This is a genomic window from Streptomyces sp. NPDC058701, assembly GCF_042715295.1.
In the GTDB taxonomy this organism is placed as follows: Bacteria; Actinomycetota; Actinomycetes; order Streptomycetales; family Streptomycetaceae; genus Streptomyces.
This window is the reverse complement of record NZ_JBHXSY010000015.1, coordinates 16,660-34,049: the sequence shown is the minus strand read 5'-3', so window position 1 is coordinate 34,049 and position 17,390 is coordinate 16,660. Positions and strand designations below refer to the sequence as shown.

Below are 17,390 nucleotides of genomic sequence, written 5' to 3'. Positions count from 1 at the left end.
TGCTCAGGCGCCCGGTGCGGCAACGGCCAGCCCCAGCGAGTCGGCGGCTTGGAGCAGGCGCTGGTCGTACGTCACGAAGGTGAGCTGCTCGGCGCCGGGCTGTCCGGCCAGGAGCTGTGCAGTGGCCAGGTGGATGGAATCGAGCGATCGCAGGAGCGGATCGGTGTAAGCAGCGGCCGTCGCCCGTACGACGTGGTCGATCTCCAGCCGGTACAGACGGGTCAGAGCGCCGGGCACCCCGGCCAGCGCCTGCGGAGCAGAACGGCGCAGGGCGCGCGGAACCTCGATCTCGACAAGGGAGGACGAGACCAGGGGTTCATCGGGCCGTTCGGCGAGCCAGGCCACCAGCTCGGCGCTGCCGTGTTCCCGGCGCGCCAGTTTCACCACGGCCGCGGAGTCGAGATAGATCACCAGCGCTCCTCGTCGCGCACGGCGGACAGCTCTGCGGCGACATCGATCTCAGGGTCGCCCAGGACCGGGGGAAGCGGAACGGGGCCGCTGGAGAGAGGCGCGGTGGCACGCCCCTCCGCGATCAGACGGTCGAGCAGGGACTGCGTCGCCGTGACGGGGACGAGCCGGGCTACGGCTGTTCCGCTCACGGTGACCTCCAAGGACTCGCCGCGCTGTACCCGTGCGAGCACGGCGCTGGTGTGCTGGTTGAGTTCGCGTACGGGAATGCGGTCCATGCTGCCAGCGTAGAACGCCGCGTTCTACGCCGGAAGGGTGCTTCCGTCCGAACGGGTGACCGGAGCCTTGCCGCGCCGCCGGGAGCGCCCCACCAGGGCGACCAGGGCCAGCGCCGACACGGCCGCCACCGCCGTGCCCGGGATCAGGCCCGGCGGGCGGAAGGAGCAGGCCAATGCCCCGGTGCGGCCGTCGAGCGGTACGGCCACCAGGCCCAGGTACGCGGCCGCCGGGCGGCCGTTGCAGCTCCAGCCCGCGACCGCCGGGACGGACAGGACCGCCGTGCCCGTGCTCCCCGGGGGCAGCTCCGCCCGGACGTCCGCGGAGCCCACCCGTACGGAGAGCGCCCCCGAGGCCCGCAGGGCGGCCACCGCCGGCGCGAGCCGAACCCGGTCCAGGCAGGACAGCGACCACCGGGCGGGCGGGTCCGCGTCGAAGACCAGGGCCGAGGCCGCTCCCCGGGAGACGCCCAGCGGCTGCACGGCCGCCCGGTTGCGGGGCGCCGCGCCGTTCAGCCGGAACGGGGGCCCGTCCGCGCGCCGGGCCGTCGCGTTGTACTCCGGAGCCCACAGGAAGGCCTCCGTGCCCGCCCGGCACACCCCCGGCGCGACCGGGTCCTCGTACACCCGCGCGCCCAGCAGCGCCTCCTGGTTGGCGAACGGGGAGTCCCCGTACACCGGCACGGGGCCCGGCGGGCGCACGGTGACCAGCGGCGGCGCCTCCGCCCGGCCGACCGTGCCGTCCGGCCGCAGCCGCGCCCCGACGGCGAAGACCGCGTCCGTCACCGGGTTGTCGATGCTCTGGACGTTGCGCCCGCGCGAGGTCCAGCCCGCCCCGAGCGCCGCCATCGTGTCCGTGAACACCTTCGGCGTGTGGCTGCTGTAGTACGCGCCGCCCTCCCCGCCCAGCAGCATCGGGTCGTTGCCCGTCAGGGCGGGCCGCCCCGCGTCGGTGCGGTACGCCGGCCAGCCCTCCGCGGCCGACAGCGCCGCGGCGCGCGCGGAGTGCGCCGCGCCCCACACGGGGTAGTCGTCCAGCCCGCCGAGCTTGCCCCGGTGGCCCTGGGCCCCCGTCGCGGCCGCCTGCGCGAGGAGCACTCCGGCCAGCAGTCCGGCGGCCGGCAGCAGCAGCCGCGGCCGCCGCAGCGCCCACCAGGCGAGGGCGGCCACCGCCAGCCCGCCACAGAACAGCCCGTACCCCCAGGCCGTCGTCAGGGTGCTGCCGCGCGCCCACAGCGCGGCCGCCGCCAGCAGCCCGGCCCCGGCCGCGAGCGCCCGCGGCGGCGCAGGACCCGCCGCCGGCCCGGTCCAGGCGGCGATCACGGCGATCCCGGCCAGCACGAAGGTCTGCCGGTACGGGCTCCCGTTCGGGGTCGCGAACAGGTGCCAGGCCAGGTGCGCCGGCGCCCACTGGAGGGACAGCGCCACCGCCGCCGTCAGCCCCGCCCACCCCCACCGGGCCCGCGCGGGCACCCCCGGGTGGAACGGCAGCGCGGCCACCAGGAGCAGCGTGCCGGTGCCGACGAAGACCGCGGGGGAGGAGAAGGAGTACGTGGCGGGCAGCAGCCGCGCGAAGACGTCCGCCCACGGCACCGGACGGAACTCCCGGGACCACCCGGGGTACGCCTGCCCGGAGCTGAGGAACAGCGGGACCAGGACCGGCGCCGCGAGCGCGAGGCCCGCCGCGGCCGTCGCGGCGGCCCGCCCGGCCACCCGCAGCCGGGGCACCGCGCCCTCCCGCGTCAGGACCACCCGTGCGGCCAGGACCAGCACCGCGCCCAGGGTCGCCATGTACGCGGTGTAGAAGTTCGCCGTCCAGCACACCGCGACCACCAGCACCCCGAGGACGGGCCGGCGCCCCCGCAGGGCCCATTCACCCACCAGACACAGGAGCGGGAAGGCGATCAGGCCGTCCAGCCACATCGGGTTGTACGAGGCCTCGACCACCGACCAGCCGCACAGCCCGTACGAGGCGCCGAGCAGCCCCGCCGCCCACCACGGGCCGCGGGCCTGCGTGCGCAGCAGCCAGGCCATCGCCGCGGCGGCCGAGGCCGTCTTCAGCACGGTGACCACGTACACCGCGAGGTCGATGCCGTCGCGCGGGAAGAGCCCGACGAGGGGGGCGAACGGACTGGCCAGGTAGGTGCCGAGGTCCGGCAGGAAACTCGTCCCGTACCCCGACTGCCAGTTGACCAGCAGCCCGCCCCGGGCACGGCCGTGCAGCAGGTCCCACAGGTGCGCGTGGAAGGGGACGAACTGATTGCCGAGGTCGTTGACGCTGCGGTGGCGCGGCCCGTACGGGAAGACGCGGGCGACGGCGTCCCCCGCGCTCACGGCCACCGCCGTGAGCAGGGCGGCGGCGGCGGAGCCGAGCAGGCTCCGGCGGCGCGGAGAGCGGTGCGGTGTCGACATGGTGGGCCGACCCTGGCAGCGCCGGAGGTCCGAAGGGTGGCCGCCGGGTGAACACGCACCCCAACACCCCGGGAATCGTTGGTCGAACCGGTGGCCCGGACCACCCTGACTGCATACCATCGATCACCGCAAGGCTTGTGCACCGAAGCACAATCTCCCGGCCCTGGAGGCTCCTTTGCACCGTCGCGCAGCGCTCTCCGTCTCCGCCGCCCTCCTCTTGGCGGCCCCCCTGCTGTCCGCCTGCTCGGGCGGCCAGCCCCATGCGGGCACCGCGGCCGTCGTGGGCGGGGAGCGCATCACCACCTCCGCGCTCCAGGCCCAGGTGAACGACGTGCGCGCCGCGCAGAACGGTGCCGGGCAGGCCGCCGCCGAACTGATCGCGGCGACCCCCAACCTGGAGCGGCTCAAGCTGGGCTCGATGCTCCAGAGCCGCATCATCGACAAGATGGCCGACTCCGCCGGTCTCACGGCCACCACCAAGGAGATCGAGGACGAGCGCAAGGCGTTCGCCGAGGGCAACGGCGGCGCCGCCCAGTTCGAGGCGCTGCTGCTGCAGAAGGCCGCCACCGCCCCCGGCCAGTCGGACCGGTTCCTCCACGACCGGGTGCTCCTCGCGAAGCTGAACGCCAAGTACGGCAACGGCAAGCTCGCCGAGCCCGCCGCGGCCGCCGCGAAGGCGCTCGACATCGAGGTGAACCCGCGGTACGGGGCGTGGGACGCCGCGCAGGTCCAGCTCGGGGAGGCGCAGACCCCCTGGATCACCCAGAAGACCCGTCCCGAGCAGGCCCCCGCCGGAGCCTGACCCCGGCCGCCGGAGGTAGGTTCGCCGGGTGACCGACCACGTACCCGCCGAGCCCGCCGCCGCCGAGCCCACCCCCGCCGAGCCCACCGGCCGCATTGTCCTGCTGACCACGAGCCACCGGGTCGCCCCGGGCGTGCTGTCGTGGCCCGCCTGGCAGGTCCTGCACGCCGCCGACCGGGTGCTGTGCGCCGATCCGGCCCACCCGCAGCTGCCGTACCTGCGGGACGCGGGCATCGAGGTCGAGCAGGCGGCCCTGGACGCGCCCGCGCTGGTCGAGGCCTGCGCCGGCGGGCGGACCGTCGTGGTGCTCCCCGGCGGCGAGGGCGACCGGCGGCTGACCGACGGCCTGGCCCGGCTCGCGGGCTCGGGCCGGGTCGCCATGCCGGACCTGGAACTGCTGCCGGGCTCGTACGACCTGCCGGGCGCGCGCCTGCTCGACCTGGTCCAGGTGATGGACCGGATCCGGCGCGAGTGCCCCTGGTCCTCCCGCCAGACCCACCGGGGCCTGGCGAAGTACGGGATCGAGGAGGCGTACGAACTCGTCGAGGCCATCGAGGACGGGGACCGGACGGAGCTGCGCGAGGAGCTCGGCGACGTGCTGCTCCAGGTCGTCTTCCACGCGCGCATCGCCGAGGAGTACCGCGCGGACGCCGACGCGGAGGGCGAGGGCGGCGAGGGCGAGGGGCCGTTCTCCATCGACGACGTCGCCGGGACCATCGTGGAGAAGCTCGTCCGCCGCCACCCGCACGTCTTCGGCGACGCGCGGGCACAGACCCCGGAAGAGGTCAAGGCGCACTGGCTGCGGACCAAGGCGGTCGAGAAGCAGCGGGAGTCGCTGACCGACGGGATTCCGCTCGGGCAGCCCGGCCTGGCGCTCGCGGCCAAGCTCGCCGGCCGGGTCCGGACGGCCGGGCTCGCCGTGGAGCCGCCGCGCGGCGAGGGCATCGGGTACGAGCTGCTGGAACTGGCGGCGCGCGCCGAGGCGGTGGGGACCGACCCCGAGACCGCCCTGCGCGCGGCGGCCCGCGCCTACCGGGACGCGATCCGGGCCGCCGAGGGCGTCGGACCGTAGGCCGGGGCGGGCCGGTCCGGCCGGGTCCGGCAGAGCCCGCTCACGGGCGCGGCGCGCGGCCCGAGGGGTTGTGCCAGTGCGGCGCCGGGCGGCTCAGGAACCACTCGCCGAAGCCCAGCGGGCGGCCGCCGGGGCCGTTGCCCCGCCCCGCGCCGGGCACCGTGTCGTGGAAGATCCGGCCCGGCCGGGCGCCCAGCTCCTCCAGGAGGTACGCGGTCTCCTCGATGAACGGGGCCGGCCCGCTGAGGTAGACGTCCTGGTCGGGCCAGAGCGCGCGGTTGCCGAGCGCGGTGGCCAGCCGGTCGGTGGCCTGGTTGCGGTGCTGCCCGGGGGCGGGCGTGATGTAGGTGACGCCGAGCCAGGCGCACGCTTCGGCGTACGCGTCGATGAGCGGCCGGTCGTAGAGGTGCGCGGAGTCCCGGGCGACGACGAAGAGGCGTACGTCCTGATCGGGCGGATGCGCCGCGAGTTCCTCCAGCAGGGCCCGGACCGGCGCCCAGCCGGTGCCGGCGGCGATGAGGCTCACCGGGCGGTCCTCGCGGCGCAGGACGAGCTGCCCGCCGGCGGCGCCGAGGCGCAGCATGTCGCCGGGCCGCGTGTCGTGGACCAGGGTGGTGCTGAGGCGTCCGTCCTCGATCCGGCTGACGTGCAGGTCGACGGTGCCGTCGGGCCGGGGCGCGTTGCCGAGGGAGTAGGTGCGCCAGGTCGTCGGCACCCGCTCGCTGCTCACGCTCGCGTACTGGCCGGGGAGATAGGGGAAGGGGAGCAGCGGCTTGAGGGTGACGACGCCGATGTCCTGCCCGTACTGGAGGTGGCGGACGACCTCCGCGTCCCACCAGGGCGGGTCGTCGCCGGCGCCGGCGCCCTCGGCCATCGCGTCGGCGATCATCTGGTACGCCTCGGTCCAGGCCTTCTCCGCCCCGGGGGTCCAGGCGCTGCCGGAGGTCTCGGCGAGCGCGGCGATCAGGCTGGCGCCGACGGCCGCGTAGTGCTCGGGGCCGGCCAGGAACTTGCGGTGGTCGCGCCCGAGGTCGCGGAGGTAGGGGAGCAGGGCCTCGCTCTCCAGCTCGGCGACGACGTGGGTGAGCGCGGCGAAGAGCCGGTCCCGTTGGCGTTCCATGTCCTCGGCGGACGCGGGGAAGAGCGCGCGGATCCCGGGGTTGTGCCAGAACAGGTGGGAGTAGAAGAACTTGACCGCGTGCTCGGCCCTTCTCTCCACCACCGCGAAACTGCTCTTCAAGATCCTCACGTCCACAAAACCGAAAGTAGGAACGGCCGCGCACCTGAGGTCAAGTGATGGCGGATCTACGGACAGCCGCGACGAAGCACCCATATCGGGTGGGGGGCGAGCGCCGGGATACGGTCGTCGGGTGCACGAGCAGACCCCCGCAACGCCAGCCGAGACCCCGTCCGCCCAGAGCCCGACCCTGTTCGACTGGGAGTTCGCGACCGATCCGTATCCGGCCTACGCCTGGCTGCGCGAACACTCCCCGGTGCACCGCACCACGCTCCCCAGCGGAGTCGAGGCCTGGCTGGTCACCCGCTACGCCGACGCCCGCCAGGCCCTCGCCGACCAGCGGCTCAGCAAGAACCCGGCACACCACGCGGAGTCCCCCCACGCCAAGGGCAAGACGGGCATTCCGGGCGAGCGCAAGGCCGAGCTGATGACGCACCTGCTCAACATCGACCCGCCGGACCACACCCGGCTGCGGCGGCTGGTGTCGAAGGCTTTCACCCCGCGCAGGGTGGCCGAGTTCGCCCCGCGCGTGCAGGAGCTCACCGACCACCTCATCGACCGGATCGTGGAGAAGTCCCGGGGCGCGGCGACGGGGGAGGCCGACCTCATCCACGAGTTCGCCTTCCCGCTCCCCATCTACGCCATCTGCGAGATGCTCGGCGTCCCGCGCGAGGACCAGGACGACTTCCGCGACTGGGCCGGGATGATGATCCGGCACGGCGGGGGTCCGCGCGGCGGGGTGGGGCGCGCGGTCAAGCAGATGCGCACGTACCTCGGCCAGCTCATCCATCGCAAAAGGGACGATCTGGGCGACGACCTGATCTCCGACCTGATCCGGGCGAGCGACCACGGGGACCACCTGACGGAGGGTGAGGCCACCGCGATGGCCTTCATCCTGCTCTTCGCCGGCTTCGAGACGACCGTGAACCTCATCGGCAACGGCGTCCACTCCCTCTTCATGAACCCGGACCAGCGCGAACGCCTCCAGCGCTCCCTCGCCGCCGGGGAGCGCGGCCTGCTGGAGACCGGCGTCGAGGAGCTGCTGCGCTACGACGGCCCCGTGGAGCTCGCCACCTGGCGGTTCGCCACCGAGGCGCTGACGCTCGGAGGCCGGCCGGTGGCGGCCGGGGACCCGGTGCTCGTCGTCCTGGCGGCCGCCGACCGGGACCCCGACCGCTTCGCCGATCCGGACGCCCTCGACCTCTCGCGCACCGACAACCAGCACCTCGGGTACGGCCACGGCATCCACTACTGCCTGGGTGCTCCGCTCGCCCGGCTGGAGGGTCAGACCGCGCTTGCGACTTTGCTGACGCGTCTGCCGGACCTGGAACTCGCCGTTCCGCCCGAGGAGCTGCGCTGGCGCGGCGGATTGATCATGCGTGGCCTGCGCACGCTTCCGGTCCGCTTCGCAGCCCCAAACATCGGAGGAACGCCTGACGTTTAGTCGACTGTGGTCGGAACTTGTGACAATCGCTCAAAGGCCGCTAAGTTCTGCCGTTACCCCGCCGTTATGCGAAAGGTGCACCTACATGCGTTCCGGGAACGGCCGCCACAGACGCCCCCGCCAGGTCCCCGCGCTGGTCGTCACAGCCGGAGTCACTGGCTCAGCGCTGGCCCTGCCGCTGCTCGCGGCCACCAACGCCACGGCCGCCGACACCTCCACGTGGGACAGGGTCGCCGAGTGCGAGAGCGGCGGGAGCTGGAGCGCCAACTCCGGCGGCGGCGCGTACGGCGGGCTGCAGTTCACCCAGGACCAGTGGCGCGGCGCCGGCGGGCTCGACTTCGCCGAGCGGCCCGACCTCGCGAGCCGGTCCCAGCAGATCGCCGTCGCCGAGCGGGTGCTGGCCTCCCAGGGGCCGCAGGCGTGGCCGCTGTGCGCGGCGTCCGCCGGGCTGGCCCAGCAGGGCCCCGCCGCGGAGGTGGATCCGGGCCTGCCCGGCCCCGCCGGGACCGCGTCGCCGACGCCGAACCGCCCCGACGCCGAGGTGCCCGTCCACGGGTCCGACCCCGCCCGGGACTTCGGGGCACCGACCCCGACCCCCTCGGACACCCCGGCGTTCACCATCCCCGACGGCCCGCTCGCGCCGCCCGGCGGACTCCCCGTCATGCCGGCGCCGGACGACCCGACGACGGCCCCGGTGGACCCGACGGCCCCCGTGACGCCCGGCGGCCCCGGCGCGACCCCCGCCGACCCGACGTCCCCGGTGGACCCGACGGCCCCCGTCGACCCCACCGCTCCGGTCACCCCGACCGGCCCGACGGCCCCGTCCGGCCCGGGCGCGTCCACGAGCCCCGCTGCCGGGCCGTCCACCGGCCCGACGCCCCAGACCGCCCCGGGCGCCTCCGCCGACCCGTCGGCCCTGCCCGCCCTTCCGGCGGAGGGGAACGGCAAGCACCGCGGAGCGCCCGCCGTCGAGGCGTCCGGAGCGTCTGATGCCGCGTCGGGGCCCTCGTACACCGTGAAGTCGGGCGACAGCCTGACCGCCATCGCGGACGCCAAGGGACTCAAGGGCGGCTGGAACGCGCTCTACGCCGCCAACGAGCAGGTCATCGGCGAGGACGCCAACCTGATCAAGCCCGGCCAGAACCTGGATCTAACCGCGGAATAGGGGCACTTCGGGCACCCTTTAAAGGATTGATTGTCCGTTTTCTGTAAGTGAGACATGTGTCTCTTCCGGTCAACTGGCGTGTCCTGCCCCGGAGCTCGCGCAAACCCCTTCCTCACCTGCGCAAACGCTCCCGGGAAGGACGCAAGTAGGGGCGTTTCTCCCCGATGTCGCGCGTTGAACATCGGGGAGGGAGCCGTCTACCTTCTGAATCGCCCGCCACCGCGGGCTCCTTCGACCGCATCGCCGAATCCTGCCGGCGGACGGGGGGAACAGTCGTCGCGCAAGCGCCGAAGGCAGGAGCGGGGGAACCAAGGTAGGCGCCGGGAGCGGCCGTTGAGAGACGGTCACGCCACCGGCTAGGGGTTAAGACGTGCGCAAGGTCGCACGGCCGGGCAACTCACTCGCCCGAACCCGACAGCTCACCTCGTAGGCGTCGGTGAGGAGAAACTCCATGCTGCTTTCCGGCAAGGGCAAGCACCGCCGCGGTTCCAAGGCCGTCCGCATCGTCACGCTCGCCGGTGTCGCCGGTGTGGCCGTGGCCGCACCCCTGATGGCCGCCGGCACCGCCAGCGCCGCCACCGCGTCCGAGTGGGACAAGGTCGCGCAGTGCGAGGCGGGCGGCAACTGGTCCATCAACACGGGCAACGGCTACTACGGCGGACTGCAGTTCTCGTCCTCCACGTGGGCCGCGTTCGGTGGCAAGACGTACGCCGCCCAGGCCAACCAGGCCACCAAGTCGCAGCAGATAGCCATCGCGGAGAAGGTCCTCAAGGGCCAGGGCAAGGGTGCCTGGCCGTCCTGCGGCGTGGGCCTGTCGAACTCCTCCTACGCCGGTGGCGGCTCGACGGAGACCCAGAAGCAGACCAAGAAGACCGAGACCAAGAAGGCCGCGCCGAAGGCCGAGGTCAAGAAGACCGCGCCGAAGGCCGAGACCAAGCGGTCCCAGGCCCCGACGACGCGCTCCGAGCGCTCCGAGGCCCCGGCCCCGGTCGCCAAGCCGAAGGCCCAGGCCCCGAAGACCGGCAACGGCTCGTACGAGGTCAAGTCCGGTGACACGCTGGGCACCATCGCCGAGGCCAACAACGTCCAGGGCGGCTGGGAGAAGGTCTTCGAGCTTAACAAGGACATCGTCTCGGACGCCGACCTGATCTTCCCGGGCCAGAAGCTCGACCTCAGCTGAACCCCGCGGCAGCCGCCGCCGGAGCCCCCGCGCTCCACCCGCTGAACCACGCAGGGTCCCCATCGCCCGGCGCGCCTCCCCCGCGCGCCGGGCGGTGGCGTGTGCGCCGACGACGGGCTGTTCCAGAGGTCTATGTCCTGGAAGAGGGGTATTCGGGCCCTTTTTCGTCCCAGGACCCGGGCGGTCGTCCGGCCTCCTGCCCGGATCCGGTTAGGCTCTAGGCGGCAAGGCCATCCCACGGCCTGACACGCCACCGCACACCCAGCGTCACATCCCAGAAGGAGATGCTCGTGCCGTCCATCGACGTCGTCGTAGCCCGGGAAATCCTGGACTCCCGAGGCAACCCCACGGTCGAGGTCGAGGTGGGCCTCGACGATGGCAGCACCGGCCGTGCTGCCGTCCCGTCCGGCGCCTCCACCGGTGCATTCGAGGCCATCGAGCTCCGTGACGGTGACCCCAACCGTTACTTCGGCAAGGGTGTCGAGAAGGCCGTCCTCGCCGTCATCGAGCAGATCGGCCCGGAGCTCGTCGGCTACGACGCCACCGAGCAGCGCCTGATCGACCAGGCCATGTTCGACCTGGACGCCACCGACAACAAGGGCTCCCTCGGCGCCAACGCCATCCTCGGCGTGTCCCTCGCCGTCGCGCACGCCGCGTCCGAAGCCTCGGACCTGCCGCTCTTCCGCTACCTCGGCGGTCCGAACGCGCACCTGCTGCCCGTCCCGATGATGAACATCCTCAACGGTGGGTCGCACGCCGACTCCAACGTGGACATCCAGGAGTTCATGATCGCCCCGATCGGCGCGGAGTCCTTCTCCGAGGCGCTGCGCTGGGGCGCCGAGGTCTACCACACCCTCAAGAAGGTGCTCCACACCAAGGGCCTGTCCACCGGCCTGGGTGACGAGGGCGGCTTCGCCCCGAACCTGGAGTCCAACCGTGCCGCGCTCGACCTCATCGTCGAGGCCATCAAGCAGGCCGGCTACGTCCCGGGCAAGGACATCGCGCTCGCGCTCGACGTCGCCGCGTCCGAGTTCTACAAGGACGGCAAGTACGAGTTCGAGGGCCAGTCCCGCTCGGCCGCCGAGATGACCGAGTACTACGAGGAGCTCGTCTCCGCGTACCCGATGGTCTCCATCGAGGACCCGCTGTACGAGGACGACTGGGCCGGCTGGAAGACCCTCACCGACCGCCTGGGCTCCAAGGTCCAGATCGTCGGCGACGACCTCTTCGTCACCAACCCGGAGCGCCTGGCCCGCGGCATCGAAGAGGGCTCCGCGAACGCCCTGCTCGTGAAGGTGAACCAGATCGGTTCGCTGACCGAGACCCTCGACGCCGTCGAGATGGCCCAGCGCAACGGCTTCAAGTGCATGATGTCGCACCGCTCCGGCGAGACCGAGGACGTCACCATCGCCGACCTCGCCGTCGCCGTGAACTGCGGCCAGATCAAGACCGGCGCCCCGGCCCGCTCGGACCGCGTCGCCAAGTACAACCAGCTGCTGCGCATCGAGGAGATCCTCGACGACGCCGCCGTGTACGCGGGCCGCTCCGCCTTCCCGCGCTTCCGCCCCGCGAACTGATCCCGCGCGGCCGGGGCCGGCCGCCGCCCCCGCTTTTCGCGGCGCCCGCCTCCGTACGTCCCCGCACTCGGTCCCGTACCGTGTGCGGGGACGTATTGCGTAGTGCGTATATAGGGGAGGCGGGATCAATGGCCGGGAACCGGGATCGGTTCTCCACCTTCTCCACCGCGACCAGGCTCAAGCAGCTCGGCGAACGGACCGCGGCCCACGTCTACCGCTCGCAGTCGCGCCGCCAGGTCCACCGCAGCCGGCTCACCGGCCGGGCCGCACTGCTGGTGCTGGTGCTCTGTACCCTGGTCGTCGCCCTCGCGTATCCGATGCGCCAGTACGTGTCCCAGCGCTCGGAGATCGCGGAGCAGCAGAAGGCGGCCGTCTCCGCGCGGCTCCGCCTGGAACGGCTCCGCGACGAGAAGGCCCGCTGGCAGGACGACGCGTACGCGGAGCAGCAGGCGCGCAAGCACCTGCACTTCCTGCGCCCGGGGGAGATCGGCTACATCATGAGCGACCCCGGCGCCGCAGGCCGCGAACGGCCCCGGACCGGGCAGGCAGGCTCCGACCGGCCCTGGTACTCGAACGTCTGGGACGGCGTCGACAAGGCCGACCGACCCGGCGACTGACCGACCAGCACCACCCGTCAACGAACCGCGAACGAAGAGACATCCTCCAGGCATGCAGACGCCCCCGCCCCAGACCGACCGGACCGAGCCGACCGACGCGGACATCGAGGCGTTCGAGCAGCAGCTCGGCCGCCCGCCGCGCGGGCTGCGCGCCATCGCGCACCGCTGCCCCTGCGGCCAGCCGGACGTGGTGGAGACCGCCCCGCGGCTCCCCGACGGCACCCCCTTCCCGACGCTGTACTACCTGACGTGCCCGCGCGCGGCCTCCGCGATCGGCACGCTGGAGGCCAACGGCGTCATGAAGGAGATGCAGGCCCGGCTCGCGGAGGACCCGGATCTCGCCGTCGCCTACCGGGCCGCGCACGAGGACTACATCCGCCGCCGCGACGCCATCGACGTGCTCCAGGGCTTCCCGAGCGCCGGCGGGATGCCGGACCGCGTGAAGTGCCTGCACGTCCTGGTCGGGCACTCCCTGGCCGCCGGCCCGGGCGTGAACCCGTTCGGCGACGAGGCCCTCGCGATGCTGCCGGAGTGGTGGGCCAAGGGCGCCTGCGTCACGCCGTGCGCGGAGCGGAAGGCCGGGGAGGAGTCCCGGTGACCCGGGTCGCGGCCGTCGACTGCGGTACGAACTCCATCCGCCTGCTGGTCGCCGACGTCGACCCGGCCACCGGCGAACTGGTGGAGCTGGACCGGCGGATGACCGTCGTCCGGCTGGGACAGGACGTGGACCGGACCGGGCGGCTCGCCCCGGAGGCCCTGGAGCGCACCTTCGCGGCCTGCCGCGCGTACGCCGCGGTCATCAGGGAACTCGGGGCGGAGCGCGTGCGCTTCGTGGCCACCTCGGCCTCCCGGGACGCCGAGAACCGGGACGACTTCGTCCGGGGCGTGCTGGAGACCATCGGCGTCGAGCCCGAGGTGATCTCCGGCGACCAGGAGGCGGAGTTCTCCTTCACCGGGGCCACGAGGGAACTGGCCGGGCGCGACGACCTGGCCACGCCGTACCTGGTGGTGGACATCGGCGGCGGCTCGACCGAGTTCGTGGTCGGCGACGACCGGGTGCGGGCCGCCCGCTCCGTGGACGTCGGCTGTGTCCGGATGACCGAACGCCACCTGGTGGTGGACGGCCGGGTCACCGACCCGCCGACGCCGGAGCAGGTGGCGGCGGTACGCGCCGACATCGAGGCGGCGCTGGACCTGGCCGCCGCGACGGTCCCGCTGGCGCAGGCGCGCACCCTGGTCGGCCTGGCCGGCTCGGTGACCACGGTCGCCGCGATCGCGCTCGGACTGCCGGAGTACGACTCGGCGGCGATCCACCACTCCCGGGTCTCCTACGACCGGGTCCGCGAGATCAGCGAGCGGATGCTGGCGTCCACCCACGCCGAGCGCGCGGCGATCCCGGTGATGCATCCGGGGCGGGTGGACGTGATCGGCGCGGGCGCGCTGGTCCTCCTGGCGATCATGGAGCGCACCGGGGCCTCGGAGGTCGTGGTCTCGGAGCACGACATCCTCGACGGGATCGCGATCAGGACGGCGGAAGAGGCCGAGGCCGGCAAGCTGCGGTCCTGACGCGGCGGATCTTCGCAGGCGGTGTCCCGGTCGGCCGGCCGGAACACCGCCTTCGTCGTCAGCTGCCGCGGTGGACCTCGCGGACGCCGCGGCAGACCTCGCGGCGGTCGCCACCGCTCGCGGCGGGACGCTCAGGTGAGCGGGAGGTGCGCCCTTTGAATCCTTCGCGTACGCGGGCGACTTCAGAGGAAAGGGCGGACGCGGGGGCGCGGTCCGCTACCCGACAGGGGCTCCGCAGGGGGTTCGGGGGAGGCTTTCGGGGGTCTTTCGGTCCGTGATCCACATGAAGTTCGTGAAGTTCTTCACAAGGAAAAGACGCCCGATGTCCCAACTGGAGTACCCCAGGGGGCTTCCGGGGGCCCCGCGGGCCCCCTTCTCCGCTCGTTCGTACGATTGGCGGACCCGGTCGGTTCCGCCTCGGAGCATCGGACGAAGGCCGGTGGTCCAGTCCGGTTCAGGGCCTGCGGGCCAGTTCAGGACGGGTGAACAACGTTTCCCGCAGAGCACTGGTTCCCGTCGCGCGGCATGACCTGGGTCACGTGGGCGGCGGAGTGTAGCAGAGGGTCCCGGACACCTTGTGAAGGGGCTCACGAGCGTCACTCCTGAGGGTGCTGGATACTCGTTCCATGAGCACCACGGAGCGTCCCAGGATCCTCGTTGTAGGAGGTGGGTACGTAGGCCTGTACGCAGCCAAGCGCATCATGAAGAAGATGCGCTACGGCGAGGCGACCGTCACGGTCGTCGACCCGCGCTCGTACATGACCTACCAGCCCTTCCTCCCCGAAGTGGCCGCAGGCAGCATCTCGCCTCGGCACGTCGTCGTCCCGCTGCGACGCGTGCTGCCCAAGGCAGAGGTTCTCACCGGCCGGGTCACCACCATCGACCAGGACCGCAAGGTCGCCGTCGTCACGCCGCTGGTCGGCGAGGCGTACGAGCTGCCCTTCGACTACCTGGTGATTGCGCTCGGAGCCGTCTCCCGCACCTTCCCGATCCCCGGCCTCGCCGAACAGGGCATCGGCATGAAGGGCGTCGAAGAGGGCATCGGCCTGCGCAACCACGTCCTCGAGCAGCTGGACAAGGCCGAGTCCACGACGGACGAGGACGTCCGCCGCAAGGCCCTCACCTTCGTCTTCGTCGGCGGCGGCTTCGCCGGCGCGGAGACCATCGGCGAGGTCGAGGACATGGCCCGCGACGCCGCGAAGTACTACTCCAGCATCAAGCGCGAGGACATGCGCTTCATCCTGGTCGACGCGGCCGACAAGATCCTCCCCGAGGTCGGGCCCAAGCTCGGCACCTGGGGCAAGGAGCACCTCGAGTCCCGCGGCATCGAGATCTACCTCAACACCTCCATGGACTCCTGCGTGGACGGCCACGTGGTGCTGAAGAACGGCCTTGAGGTCGACTCCAACACCATCGTGTGGACCGCGGGCGTCAAGCCGAACCCGGTGCTGGCCCGTTACGGCCTCCCGCTCGGCCCGCGCGGCCACGTCGACGCCGAGCCGACCCTCCAGGTCAAGGGCACCGACTACATCTGGACCGCCGGCGACAACGCCCAGGTGCCGGACCTCGCCGCCCGCAAGGCCGGCGTGGAGAACGCCTGGTGCCCGCCGAACGCCCAGCACGCGCTGCGCCAGGCCAAGGTCCTCGGCGACAACGTCATCTCGGGCATGCGGGGCTTCCCCCAGTCCGAGTACTCGCACTCCAACAAGGGTGCGGTGGCGGGCCTCGGCCTCCACAAGGGCGTCGCGATGATCGTCATGGGCAAGATGAAGATCAAGCTCAAGGGCCGGCTCGCCTGGTACATGCACCGTGGCTACCACGGCATGGCCATGCCGACCTGGAACCGCAAGATCCGCGTCTTCGCCGACTGGACCCTCGGCATGTTCCTCAAGCGCGAGGTCGTCTCCCTCGGTGCGCTGGAGACCCCCCGCGAGGAGTTCTACGAGGCCGCCAAGCCGGCTCCGGCCGCCGCGGTCGCGGCTCCGGCCCAGAAGGCCAAGGCGTCCTGACCCGGCACCGCCGGTGAGGCCCTGAGCACGACCCGCAGGACCCGCTGTACCCGTACGACCCGAAGGGGCCGTCCGCCATCCGTGGTGCGGACGGCCCCTTCGGCGTGCCCGGCCGCTTACCCACGGTCCGGGTTGGGTAGACCGGGGGGTCGGAGCTTTGTGGAGGTGCGCATGACCGACGCCGCGCCGCGGCTGGCCGCTGTTGCCGAGACCCTGTTGGGCACCCCCCTGCCGGTGCGCGTGCGCGCCTGGGACGGCAGTGAAGCGGGCCCGCCCGGGACCCCGATCCTCGTCGTCCACACCCGTCGGGCGCTGCGCCGCGTGCTCTGGAAGCCCGGTGAGATGGGCCTGGCCCGGGCCTGGGTGGCGGGGGAGCTGACGGTCGAGGGCGACCTGTTCGACCTGCTGGACCGGGTGGGGGGCGTGCTGTGGGAACGGGCGCCCGTGCCCGGGCCCCCGGTGCGCGCCGTCCCGCCGCGGGTGAACGGATCGCCGCCCGCGCCCCCGGCGCCGCCCGTGCCCCCGGCGGCCGCGTCCGGGCCGCGGGGGCCGGTCGCGCGGCGCTCGCGGCTGCCCGACCGGCTCTCCCGGGCCGCCGGCACCGCCGCGCTGCTGCGCGACCCGCGGGCGCGGGCCGCCGTACGGGAGCTGACCGCCCTGGCCCGCCCCTGGCCGGCTCCCGCCGCGCCCCCGGAGGAGGCGCGGCGCCGCGGCGGACCGCGCCACACCAAGGGCAGCGACCGGCAGGCCATCAGCCACCACTACGACGTCGGCAACGCCTTCTACGAGCGGGTCCTCGGCCCCTCCATGGTGTACTCGTGCGCCTACTGGAGCCCCGGCGGGAGTCTGGAGGAGGCCCAGCACGACAAGCTCGACCTCGTCTGCCGCAAGCTCGCCCTGAGACCCGGCGACCGGCTCCTCGAAGTGGGCTGCGGCTGGGGCTCGATGGCCCTGCACGCCGCCCGCGAGTACGGCGTCCGGGTCACCGGGGTGACCCTCTCGCGCGAACAGGCGGCCTACGCCCGCAAGCGGGTCGCGGGCGAGGGCCTCGCCGACCTCGTCGAGATCCGGATCCAGGACTACCGCGACGTGGACGACGGACCGTACGACGCGGTGTCCTCCATCGGGATGGCCGAGCACGTCGGCGCCGACCGCTACCGGGACTACGCCCGCACCCTGTACGCCCTGCTGCGGCCCGGCGGCCGGCTGCTGAACCACCAGATCGCCCGCCGCCCGGATCCCGACGAGGAGGCGTACCGGATCAACGAGTTCATCGACGCGTACGTCTTCCCCGACGGGGAGCTGTCCCCGCTCGGCACCACCGTGGGCGAGCTGGAGCGGGCCGGCTTCGAGGTCCGGGACGTGGAGGCGCTGCGCGAGCACTACGCGCTCACCCTGCGGGCCTGGGTGGCGCGGCTGGAGGCCGGCTGGGACGAGGCGGTCCGGCTGACCTCGCCGGGGCGGGCCCGCGTCTGGCAGCTGTACATGGCGGCCTCGGCGCTCGCCTTCGAGCACGGCCGGCTCGGCGTCAACCAGGTGCTGGCCGTGAAGTCCGGGGCGGGCGGCGACGCGGGACTGCCGCTGCGGCTGCGCACCTGGGGGGAGGGGTCCGCGTAGGGGGTCCGT

General features: G+C 73.1%; 15 protein-coding genes and 1 riboswitch. Of the genes, 11 read left to right on the top strand and 4 right to left on the bottom strand.

Translation table 11 applies throughout. The features are described 5' to 3' along the window. Positions 1-3: 3 nt before the first annotated feature. From ACFWW8_RS18325 to ACFWW8_RS18315, 3 genes are read right to left on the bottom strand one after another with little or no spacing between them, the layout of a single operon-like run. The gene (locus ACFWW8_RS18325) at positions 4-411 is read right to left on the bottom strand and encodes a type II toxin-antitoxin system VapC family toxin (protein WP_386529920.1); all 408 of its coding nucleotides are present in this window, start codon (positions 409-411) and stop codon (positions 4-6) included. Then, positions 408-686 (bottom strand): type II toxin-antitoxin system Phd/YefM family antitoxin, encoded by a 279-nt coding sequence (locus tag ACFWW8_RS18320; protein WP_383925759.1) that lies wholly within the window; start codon positions 684-686, stop codon positions 408-410. Before ACFWW8_RS18320 ends, ACFWW8_RS18325 begins: the two co-directional genes overlap by 4 nt. A 24-nt stretch (positions 687-710) precedes the next feature. Next, positions 711-3,095, bottom strand: coding sequence for a YfhO family protein (locus tag ACFWW8_RS18315; RefSeq protein WP_386529917.1), 2,385 nt, complete (start codon positions 3,093-3,095; stop codon positions 711-713). 175 nt (positions 3,096-3,270) lie between these two features. Here ACFWW8_RS18315 and ACFWW8_RS18310 point away from each other — a divergent pair, with 175 nt between their 5' ends. Continuing rightward, positions 3,271-3,897, top strand: coding sequence for a SurA N-terminal domain-containing protein (locus ACFWW8_RS18310; protein ID WP_386529915.1), 627 nt, complete (start codon positions 3,271-3,273; stop codon positions 3,895-3,897). A gap of 28 nt (positions 3,898-3,925) precedes the next feature. Further along, positions 3,926-4,969, top strand: coding sequence for a nucleoside triphosphate pyrophosphohydrolase (locus ACFWW8_RS18305; RefSeq protein ID WP_386529913.1), 1,044 nt, complete (start codon positions 3,926-3,928; stop codon positions 4,967-4,969). Between the two features lie 40 nt (positions 4,970-5,009). Here ACFWW8_RS18305 and ACFWW8_RS18300 read toward each other — a convergent pair whose 3' ends face one another. After that, positions 5,010-6,224 (bottom strand): globin domain-containing protein, encoded by a 1,215-nt coding sequence (locus tag ACFWW8_RS18300; protein WP_386529911.1) that lies wholly within the window; start codon positions 6,222-6,224, stop codon positions 5,010-5,012. 115 nt (positions 6,225-6,339) lie between these two features. Here ACFWW8_RS18300 and ACFWW8_RS18295 point away from each other — a divergent pair, with 115 nt between their 5' ends. The 9 genes from ACFWW8_RS18295 (at position 6,340) to ACFWW8_RS18255 (ending at position 17,381) form a co-directional block, all read left to right on the top strand. Next, on the top strand, positions 6,340-7,650 hold the full coding sequence (locus tag ACFWW8_RS18295) for a cytochrome P450 (protein WP_386529909.1): 1,311 nt from the start codon (positions 6,340-6,342) through the stop codon (positions 7,648-7,650). An 85-nt stretch (positions 7,651-7,735) separates the two neighbouring features. Next, positions 7,736-8,815, top strand: a complete 1,080-nt coding sequence (locus ACFWW8_RS18290; RefSeq protein ID WP_386529907.1) for a transglycosylase family protein — start codon at positions 7,736-7,738, stop codon at positions 8,813-8,815. Positions 8,816-9,090: 275 nt separating this feature from the next. After that, positions 9,091-9,263, top strand: a riboswitch (cyclic di-AMP (ydaO/yuaA leader). Between the two features lie 3 nt (positions 9,264-9,266). After that, entirely contained in the window at positions 9,267-9,995 is a 729-nt protein-coding gene (locus tag ACFWW8_RS18285; protein WP_386529905.1) for a transglycosylase family protein, read from the top strand. A gap of 284 nt (positions 9,996-10,279) precedes the next feature. After that, positions 10,280-11,572, top strand: a complete 1,293-nt coding sequence (gene eno, locus ACFWW8_RS18280; protein WP_383925737.1) for a phosphopyruvate hydratase — start codon at positions 10,280-10,282, stop codon at positions 11,570-11,572. A gap of 128 nt (positions 11,573-11,700) precedes the next feature. Further along, the gene (locus ACFWW8_RS18275) at positions 11,701-12,189 is read left to right on the top strand and encodes a septum formation initiator family protein (protein WP_386529902.1); all 489 of its coding nucleotides are present in this window, start codon (positions 11,701-11,703) and stop codon (positions 12,187-12,189) included. 52 nt (positions 12,190-12,241) lie between these two features. Continuing rightward, positions 12,242-12,787: a DUF501 domain-containing protein gene (locus ACFWW8_RS18270; protein ID WP_386529900.1), complete on the top strand. Its 546-nt coding sequence runs from the start codon at positions 12,242-12,244 to the stop codon at positions 12,785-12,787. Beyond that, a complete protein-coding gene (locus ACFWW8_RS18265; RefSeq protein WP_386529898.1) occupies positions 12,784-13,755 on the top strand; it encodes an exopolyphosphatase in 972 nt (323 codons plus the stop codon). Before ACFWW8_RS18270 ends, ACFWW8_RS18265 begins: the two co-directional genes overlap by 4 nt. A gap of 626 nt (positions 13,756-14,381) precedes the next feature. Continuing rightward, positions 14,382-15,764 carry an NAD(P)/FAD-dependent oxidoreductase gene (locus ACFWW8_RS18260; protein ID WP_386529896.1) on the top strand — a complete coding sequence of 461 codons (1,383 nt, stop codon included), beginning with the start codon at positions 14,382-14,384 and terminating at the stop codon, positions 15,762-15,764. 171 nt (positions 15,765-15,935) lie between these two features. Next, complete coding sequence (locus tag ACFWW8_RS18255; RefSeq protein ID WP_386529894.1) at positions 15,936-17,381, top strand: class I SAM-dependent methyltransferase; 1,446 nt, start codon at positions 15,936-15,938, stop codon at positions 17,379-17,381. Positions 17,382-17,390 lie beyond the last annotated feature (9 nt).